The organism is Frigidibacter sp., assembly GCF_030695035.1.
In the GTDB taxonomy this organism is placed as follows: Bacteria; Pseudomonadota; Alphaproteobacteria; order Rhodobacterales; family Rhodobacteraceae; genus Frigidibacter.
In genome coordinates this window covers 413221-421301 of the sequence record NZ_JAUYTT010000005.1, presented here as the reverse complement: position 1 = coordinate 421301, position 8081 = coordinate 413221, and the positions used below count along the sequence as shown (strand labels likewise).

The 8081-nt window shown below is 69.0% G+C and carries 10 protein-coding genes and 1 pseudogene; 5 read left to right on the top strand and 6 right to left on the bottom strand.

Going from position 1 to position 8081, the window contains the following annotated elements; genetic code table 11:
- Positions 1-137: pseudogene (locus Q8S30_RS04040) on the bottom strand (S-(hydroxymethyl)glutathione dehydrogenase); the annotation flags it as partial.
- 106 nt (positions 138-243) lie between these two features.
- Here Q8S30_RS04040 and Q8S30_RS04035 point away from each other — a divergent pair.
- Positions 244-537, top strand: coding sequence for an I78 family peptidase inhibitor (locus tag Q8S30_RS04035; protein ID WP_305664748.1), 294 nt, complete (start codon positions 244-246; stop codon positions 535-537).
- Between the two features lie 32 nt (positions 538-569).
- Here the strand turns inward: Q8S30_RS04035 and Q8S30_RS04030 are convergent, their stop codons facing one another.
- Together Q8S30_RS04030 and Q8S30_RS04025 are read right to left on the bottom strand one after the other, a co-directional pair.
- A complete protein-coding gene (locus tag Q8S30_RS04030; RefSeq protein WP_305664747.1) occupies positions 570-1004 on the bottom strand; it encodes a cytochrome c in 435 nt (144 codons plus the stop codon).
- A gap of 105 nt (positions 1005-1109) precedes the next feature.
- Positions 1110-1967 carry a fumarylacetoacetate hydrolase family protein gene (locus tag Q8S30_RS04025; protein WP_305664746.1) on the bottom strand — a complete coding sequence of 286 codons (858 nt, stop codon included), beginning with the start codon at positions 1965-1967 and terminating at the stop codon, positions 1110-1112.
- 394 nt (positions 1968-2361) lie between these two features.
- Between Q8S30_RS04025 and Q8S30_RS04020 the strand changes: the two genes are divergently transcribed.
- The gene (locus Q8S30_RS04020) at positions 2362-2715 is read left to right on the top strand and encodes a DUF2794 domain-containing protein (RefSeq protein WP_305664745.1); all 354 of its coding nucleotides are present in this window, start codon (positions 2362-2364) and stop codon (positions 2713-2715) included.
- Positions 2716-2719: 4 nt separating this feature from the next.
- Here the strand turns inward: Q8S30_RS04020 and Q8S30_RS04015 are convergent, their stop codons facing one another.
- The 3 genes from Q8S30_RS04015 to Q8S30_RS04005 form a co-directional block, all read right to left on the bottom strand.
- Positions 2720-3547, bottom strand: coding sequence for a C40 family peptidase (locus Q8S30_RS04015; RefSeq protein ID WP_305664744.1), 828 nt, complete (start codon positions 3545-3547; stop codon positions 2720-2722).
- A complete protein-coding gene (locus Q8S30_RS04010) occupies positions 3544-4932 on the bottom strand; it encodes a M17 family metallopeptidase (RefSeq protein ID WP_305664743.1) in 1389 nt (462 codons plus the stop codon). The genes Q8S30_RS04015 and Q8S30_RS04010 overlap by 4 nt, the downstream gene beginning before the upstream one ends.
- Positions 4933-5333: 401 nt before the next feature.
- Positions 5334-5744, bottom strand: a complete 411-nt coding sequence (locus Q8S30_RS04005) for a hypothetical protein (protein ID WP_305664742.1) — start codon at positions 5742-5744, stop codon at positions 5334-5336.
- Positions 5745-5905: 161 nt separating this feature from the next.
- On the opposite strand from Q8S30_RS04005, the gene Q8S30_RS04000 reads away from it, so the two are divergent.
- The 3 genes from Q8S30_RS04000 (at position 5906) to Q8S30_RS03990 (ending at position 8077) form a co-directional block, all read left to right on the top strand.
- Positions 5906-6553: a carbonic anhydrase gene (locus Q8S30_RS04000; RefSeq protein ID WP_305664741.1), complete on the top strand. Its 648-nt coding sequence runs from the start codon at positions 5906-5908 to the stop codon at positions 6551-6553.
- Between the two features lie 87 nt (positions 6554-6640).
- Complete coding sequence (locus Q8S30_RS03995; protein WP_305664740.1) at positions 6641-7138, top strand: hypothetical protein; 498 nt, start codon at positions 6641-6643, stop codon at positions 7136-7138.
- Positions 7139-7189: 51 nt separating this feature from the next.
- Positions 7190-8077: a phosphotransferase gene (locus Q8S30_RS03990; protein WP_305664739.1), complete on the top strand. Its 888-nt coding sequence runs from the start codon at positions 7190-7192 to the stop codon at positions 8075-8077.
- Positions 8078-8081 lie beyond the last annotated feature (4 nt).

Genomic DNA, 8081 nt, shown 5'->3' with positions numbered 1-8081 from the left:
GTGAACTCGTCGGTGTGGCAGATCCCCGTCGCCTTGATCTCCACCAGAACCTCGCCGGCCTTCGGCCCTTCAAGGTTCACCTCCATGATCTCCAGCGGTTGTCCCGCTGCAACGGCAACCGCGGCGCGCGTTCTCATGTCTGTGACTCCCTGTTCCTGGCCTTGGCTGATATCCTTGGGCGCGGAGACTGTGCGAAAGCCGGTCCTGGTGCAACCGACAAAGATGACGGCAGAGGAGGCGAAGATGGCAGGATTTCCCGGACGGCATATCGCGGGGGGCGCGGCATTGCTGCTGCTGGCCGCCTGCGTGACGGAAGGCGGCACGGGCGCTGGCCCCGCGCCGGGGACGGACGATTGCGGCGCCGCGGGCCTGCAGCAGCTGGTCGGCCAGCCGGCGAGCAGGCTGGAGACGATGCGCTTTTCCCAGCCGCTGCGGGTGATCAACCCCGGACAGATGGTGACGATGGATTACAGCGAGTCGCGGCTGAACATCGCCATCGACGAGTCGGGCCGGATCAGCCGCGTCTATTGCGGCTGACGGCAGGGGGCGCCTCTCGGCGCCCCTTGGCCTTACATCCGGTAGTCGGTGTGGCAGGCCTTGCACGAGGCGCCCACCGGCCCCATCCCGGCCTTGACCCCGTCGAGCGAGGCGGTATCGACCGCGGCCGCCGCCTCTTCCAGCGATTTCGCCTTGGCGGTGAACTCGTCGAACATCATCCAGATCTCGGGTTTGGCTTCGGCCACCGGATCGGTTTCCTCGGGCTCGAACTTCGCCGGAATGTCCGCGGCAGCCGCCACCAGCGCGGCCTGCGCCTCGGCGGCCTTGGCGGCGTCGAAGGGCGCCTTGCCCGAGGCCATGTCGCCCAGCGTGCCGGTATTGACCCGCACCACCTGCATCAGGTCCATCCGCTCCTTGACGACGGGGTTGGTCACGCCTTCCTTGGCGACGGCCATACCGGCCACGAGGATAAGGCTAAGGCCGACGATTTTCGCTTGCAGTTTCAATGGCTGGCTCCCTGATTGGGTTGCTGACGGGTACGAACGGACCGACTATACGACGCAGTGTGACCTGCAGAAGACAGGCTTCCGTGGGGTCACGCGAATGTCAACCTAACGCGGCGCCACCACCCTCTGCGTCTGCACCCCCAGCCCGTCGATCCCCAGCCGCATCACCTCGCCCGCCTTCAGATAGCGCGGCGGGCGCATGCCCATGCCGACGCCGGGCGGGGTGCCGGTGGTGATTATGTCGCCGGGGGTCAGGGTCAGGAAGCGGCTGACATAGGCGATGATCTCGGCCACGCCGAAGATCATGGTGGCGGTGCTGCCGGTCTGCATGCGCTGGCCGTCCACGTCGAGCCACATGGCGAGGGCGGCGATGTCGGCGATCTCGTCGGGCGTCACCAGCCAGGGGCCGACGGGGCCGAACGTGTCGAAACCCTTGCCTTTGTCCCAGGTGCCGCCCCGTTCGGTCTGCCATTCGCGTTCCGACACGTCATTGACGACGCAATAGCCGGCGACGTGGGTAAGCGCGCTTGCCTCGTCGATATACCGCCCGCCCTGGCCGATGACGACACCGAGCTCCACCTCCCAATCGGTTTTCACGGAGTCGCGGGGGAGTTCGACATCGTCATCGGGGCCAGAGATGCAGCTGGTCCATTTGTTGAACACCACCGGTTCGGAGGGGACGGCCATCCCGGATTCGGCGGCGTGGTCCGCGTAGTTGAGCCCGATGGCGATGAACTTCTGCGTGCCGGCAACGCATGGGCCCAGCCGCAGGCCCTGTTGCGGCGTGCCTTCGACCAGCGGCAGCGTTCCCTCATCCAGCGCCGCGATCCGGCGCAGGCTGCCGGGCAGCAGCGCCTCGCCGGCAAGGTCGGGGACGATGCCCGACAGATCGCGCACGCGGCCTTCGGCATCCAGCAGCCCGGGCTTCTCCTGCCCCTTCGGTCCATAGCGCAGCAGTTTCATGGGGGTCTCCTCCGTCCTGTCCTGCCCCATTGCTAGCAATGCGGGGGCGGGCGGGGAAGGGTTGGTTCCTCAGAAAGCCTCTCAGTTCGGGCGGGAAAAGGCGAGGCACTGCCTCGCCCCGCCCGTGCGGGGCGACTGCCACCGGAGCCATCGGCCGCGCAAGACCGAATGAGGCCAGCGCCCGCCGAGGGCGGGTCGGGCGCTGGCCGGGCCTTTGAGGCCCGTCCGGTGCCAGCGGAAAAGTCACCGCGTGGCGAAGGCGATGGCCTTCGCCAAGGATAGGGGTGAGAAGGGTGACAGCGCTTGTCGCTGCAAGGAGAGCAGGCCCTCAGCTCGGACACCGCCCCCCCAACCCCCGCTTGCTTTGCCGCCGCCGACTTGTCACACTCCCGTCATGTCGGTGTTCACACCCCCGCCCATCCCCGGCCCCGGTGCCGCCATGATCCCCGATCAGGTGGCCTTCGACCGTGCCGAGTTGTCGGCGCTGCTGCAGCTTTACGGCCGCATGGTCGCGGCGGGCGAGTGGCGCGACTACGGGATGAGCTTTCTGCGCGAGGTGGCGGTGTTTTCCGTCTTCCGGCGCAGCGCCGAGAACCCGCTCTACCGCATCGAGAAGCGCCCCCGCCTGCGTGGCAAGCAGGGGCTCTACGCGGTGATCGGCATGGACGGGCAGGTGCTGCGGCGCGGGCAGGATCTGCCGACCGTGCTGCGGGTGCTGGAGCGCAAGCTAATCCGGCCCGTGGACTGAAGCGCTACAGCCGCTTCACACCCAGCAGCGGACCCTCGCCCTGCGCCTCGATCCGGGCGATGCAGGTCTCGATGCCCTCATAACTCGTCGCAGCCCGGAAGCCGTTGGCATGGATCAGCCGCTGCCCATCCACCGCCATCGCCACATGCCCGGGCCAGAAGAACAGATCGCCGCGCTGGAACGGCCCGTGCGACGGGACCAGATGGCCAAGCGCCTCGCGCTGCTGGTCACTGTCACCCGGGCACGCCACGCCGCAAGCCAGCAGTGCCGCCTGCACCAGCCCCGAACAGTCGATCCCGGCGCGGGAGTTGCCGCCCCACAGATAGGGCGTGCCCAGGAACAGCTCCGCCACCGTCACCGCATCCGCCTCGGTCTCATCCGCCGGGGCGATATGGGCGCGGGGGACGAAGAAGCCGTCATGGGTCTCGGCAAAGCGCTCATGCTCCGCCACGATGGTCAGCAGGGCGCCAAAGGACAGCGTGCAGACGTCCGGCGTGGACAGCTTTGGCGCAAGGTAGAGATGCGTGGCGGGGGCCGAGATGCGGTGCGTCGGCGCCACGTCCGGCCCAAGCGCCGCCTCTGCCACCCAGCCGCAATAGCCGTCCTTCGCCGCCTGCACGAAGCCAAAGCCCTGATGCCGCTCGACCACCGTCACCCGCTCGCCGAACAGCACCTGCCGGTCCCGCGCCCCCCCGGGGCTGGCGAGAAGATCGGCCAGCGGCGCGGCGATGCGGGCGGGGCTGCCATTGGTCCAGGCGGGGGCCTCCAACGTGCCTTGCAGCGAGGCGAGGGCGATGCGCGGCGTGGCGGGTGTCAGGCGGCGGTCGGTCATAGCTCGAGGATCTCCGGAAGCGCAGCCAGCAGCGCCCTTGCGCCCTGCGCCGCGGCGCCTTTCGGGCGGGCGGGCGCGGCAACCGGCTGCCAGCCGTAAAGGTCGAAATGCACGAAGCGGGGCGTCTCGGTCACGAACCGCCGCAGGAACAGCGCCGCGGTGATCGACCCGGCCATCGGCCCGGCGGGGGCATTGTCCAGATCGGCAATGCCCGGCTCGATCAGCGGGTCATAGGGCGTCCAGAACGGCATCCGCCACAGCGGGTCGCGCGCCCGCGCCGCACCGGTGGTGATCGCTGCCGCCAGCGCCTCGTCATCCGTGTAGAACGGTGGCAGGTCCGGGCCGAGCGCCACCCGCGCCGATCCGGTCAGCGTCGCCATGCAGATCAGGCAGTCGGGCGCCTCTTCATCCGCCAGCGCCAGCGCATCGGCCAGGATCAGCCGCCCCTCGGCATCGGTGTTGTTCACCTCCACCGTCAGGCCCTTGCGGCTGGTCAGGATATCCTGCGGGCGCATCGCATTGCCCGCCACCGCATTCTCCACCGCCGGGACCAGCACCCGCAGCCGCAGCTTCAGGCCAAGGCCCATGATCATCTGCGCCAGCCCCATCACCGTGGCGGCGCCGCCCATGTCCTTCTTCATCAGCCCCATGCCGGAAGCGGGCTTCAGGTCCAGCCCGCCGGTATCGAAGCACACGCCCTTGCCGACCAGCGTCAGCCGCGGGCCTTCGCCGCCCCAGCGCATGTCCAAGAGCCGCGGCGCGCGAGGCGAGGCGCGGCCGACGGCATGGATCATCGGCAGGTTCTGCGCCAGCAGGTCCTCGCCGCGGATCACCTTGACGTCGGCGCCGAACCGCGCGGCGAGATCGGCAAAGGCCGCCTCCAGCTCCTCGGGCCCAAGGTCCGAGGCGGGGGTGTTGATCAGATCCCGCGTCAGCGCCTCGGCATTGGCGATGATCTCCAGCCGCGCGGCATCCACGCCCTCGGGGGCCTTGAGCAATGCAACGGGGGCGGCACTCGCGGCGCGGTAGCGCCCGAAGCGATAGCCCGCCAGCAGCCAGCCCAAGGCGGCCTCCTCCAGCTCCTCGGCTGGCAGATCCCCCTGCAGATGCCACGCGCCCGCCGGCAGAGCCTCGGCCGCCTTCGCCAGCCAGAACCGCCCCCGCGCCCGCGCCGCCGCATCGCCATAGCCGATAGCAGCGCCCGCCAGCGCGCCATCCGCTCCCGGCAACAGACAGATCTCGCCCAGTCCGGCGGCGAAACCCGCCCCCGTCAGCCAAGCCTGCGCCGATGCGGGCAGGCTGTCTCGCCAGGCGGCGAGCCCGACCTTGTCCACGACATGCAGCGGCAGCGAGGGGGCGGCGGGATCGGCGAAAGACAGGGACATGGACGGGCCTCGGGGTGGTTGCGTTGGCCGCAGCCTAGCCCTTTGGCAGGGGCCTGCAAGGGGCGGGGTTCGTGGCTCAGCCCCTACGCCCGCCCAGGGCAGCGACACCATTGCAGGATGGTGCGCGGCGCGATCAGGGGACTTGCCAGTGGCAAGTCACCCGCGCCGCGCGCCCGGAGGCGCAAGCCGCAGGGCAAGGGGGGTGAAGCTTGGCCCTCACGGCTCCAAATTCTGCTGTGACCGCCCCGGTGGGCACGAATGTGCCCGCCCTCGGGGGGGGCGGGCACAGCAGAATTTCGTCGACGGCCGAAACTCTGCGCAACGCCTTTGTCGGTCAAAGTGCCCAGATGGGCCTTCTGGACAGGGTCACATCAGCAGATGAGCCCCACACCGCCCCCCCTTCAATCCCGGTCCTGCAAATCCCACACCGCCGTCAGCGACCTGTCCCCGATCCGCACCAGCCGCGCCAGTACCGCCGCCAGCGCCGGCACATCGCCCCGCCCGGCGCATTCCGCCGCGTCCAGGGCAACCCGGCACAGGCTGTCCATGCCCACATCGCCCGCGATCTGCGCCAGCGCCCGCGCCCGGCCCGGCATCGGCGCCAGATCGCGGGCCACCGCCAGCCGCTGCAGATCGGTCAGCGCCGTTGCCAGATCCTCCATCGCGCGGCAGATCACCGCCTCGGCCCCCGCCTCGCCCAGTTCGGCATAAAGCGCGACCAGCCGGTCGCCATCCAGCCGCACCCCTTCCTCATGCACGAGCCAGGCCAGCACGGCACCCCGCGCCGCGCCGCGACGCCTTACAGATTGCATCACCCATCACCCCTTCGTCCCGGCGCCCCCACGCCAAGCGCCAGACTCACGGGCAGCCCTCAAGAAATCATTGATGCGCGCGCAGAAATACCCTCGAATTTCCGCGAATGCTCGCGTATCTCAGGTCAGCCTTCCTTCGACCGGGACGCCAGGAGCCACATATGCAAAATGCTAGACCCCTGCCCTCGTATCTGATCCAGCGCTATCAGGGCTGGCGCGCGACCACCTTCACCGAAAACCGCGTCTGGTATCGCCGTCTTTCCGAAGACGGCCAGCATCCGCGCGCCATGGTGATCTCCTGCTGCGACAGCCGGGTGCATGTCACCTCGATCTTCGGGGCCGACACCGGCGAGTTCTTCATTCACCGCAACATCGCCAACCTGGTGCCGCCCTATGCGCCCGACGGCGATTATCACGGCACCTCGGCCGCGGTGGAATATGCGGTGACGGCGCTGAAGGTCGCGCATCTGATCGTGATGGGCCATTCGCAATGCGGCGGCGTGCGCGGCTGCCACGACATGTGCTCGGGCCACGCGCCGGAGCTGGAGGAGCGCACCAGCTTCGTCGGCCGCTGGATGGACATCCTGCGCCCCGGCTACGAGCGGGTCGCGGGCCTGCCCGAGGGCGAGCGCATCCGCGCGCTGGAACAGCAGGCGGTGCTGATCAGCCTTGAAAACCTGATGGGCTTCCCCTTCGTCAAGGCGGCGGTCGAATCGCAGGAAATGTCGATCCACGGGCTGTGGAACAACATCGGCGACGGCACCTTGATGCATTATGATCCGGCCAGCGGCGGCTTCGTCACGGTGTAACCGCCGGCGGGGCGCCTGACCGCCTCGCCGCAAACCCGGCCTTAACCGGAATCGGTCAGCCTCGGGCGCATGAACCCCATGCGCCCGGTGACATCCATGCGTCTCGTCTCGCTGAACCTGCCTGTAAAGCTGATCGCCGCCATCGGCCGCGCCGCGCACGCCGCCGGGGTAACGCCGCATGACCTGGTCCGCTCGACGCTCCATCACGTCTTTGCCGGGGATGCGGCGGGGCCGCCCAAGCCGCCGCAGAGGGATGCACAGGCTGAGGATGAGCAGGGGTCCGTGCCGCCCTTCGCCGTTCAGCTGGCCTTCACCGAGGCGCTTGGCTGGCTCGACCTGCAATCGCGCCTGCGTGCCGCGGGCTTCGTGCTGCGGCTGGGCGAGGACGGCGTTCTCGCGCTGCACACATGGCCCGCCGACCACCGCCTGATCGACAGCGCCGCGCTTGGCCAACCGCTGGCGGACCTGACCCTGCGGTTCCGGGCGGCGTTTCCGGGGCAGGTGCTTTCCGAAGGGGCGCTGCCGGGCGCAAGGGCCGAGAGGCGCTTGCCGACGCCGCCCTGCCGCAAGGGCCGCGCTGCTTGAATTGATCCGGGCTGACACGGGGCCGTCATCGCGCCGGTTTACGTGGGTGCGATGATGCACCCTAACGAGATTCGTACCGACGACGCCTTCGTCCACCGCCTTCTGCGGGATCAGGCCCCGCACTGGGCCGACCTGCCGCTGCATCGTATTGCCTCTACCGGAACCGACAACGCGATCTACCGGCTGGGGGATCGGCTTTCGCTCCGGATTCCGAGGCGACCATCGGCTGTGCCTCTTCTGGCGAAAGAGCTCGACTGGCTCCCACACTTCGCGGGCCTGCCACTGGAGGTGCCGATCCTGAGGTTTCGGGGGCGCACGGAGCTTGGCATTGCCTTCGACTTCGGCATCTTTGACTGGATCGACGGGCAGATCGCCACGCCCCAGCACATTGCAGACAGGCAGGCAGCCGCCTTGGCGCTCGCGGATTTCCTGAAGGCCCTGCACCGGATAGAGACAGCCGGCGCCCCGGCAGCAGGAGCGATGAACAGCCGGCGGGGCGTTGCACTGACTAGTCTGACGGCCGCGACGCTCCCCGCCATCGACACGCTGGCGGATGAGATCGACACGGTGCGCGCCCGAAGCCTCTGGCACGACGCCGGCGGGGCAGGCTTCGGCCATGCTCCGGTCTGGCTGCATGGCGACCTCAAGGCCGACAACCTGATCGCCCGGGGCGGTCTGCTCTACGGGGTGATCGACTGGGGGCTGTCGGCCGTGGGCGATCCGGCGGCCGATTACGCCGCCGCGTGGTCCTGGGTCGATCCTTCCGACCAGGGCGCTTTCCGGGACAGGCTTGGTCTTGCGGATGATGATTGGCTGCGGGCGAAGGGCTGGGCGCTCTACGGGGCTGTCATCGCGCTCAGCTATTATCGCGGAGGCAGGAATGAAGCCCTGTGTCGACAGTCGCGGCTGACACTCTCTCGTCTCGGGCTGCTGCTGTAAGCGG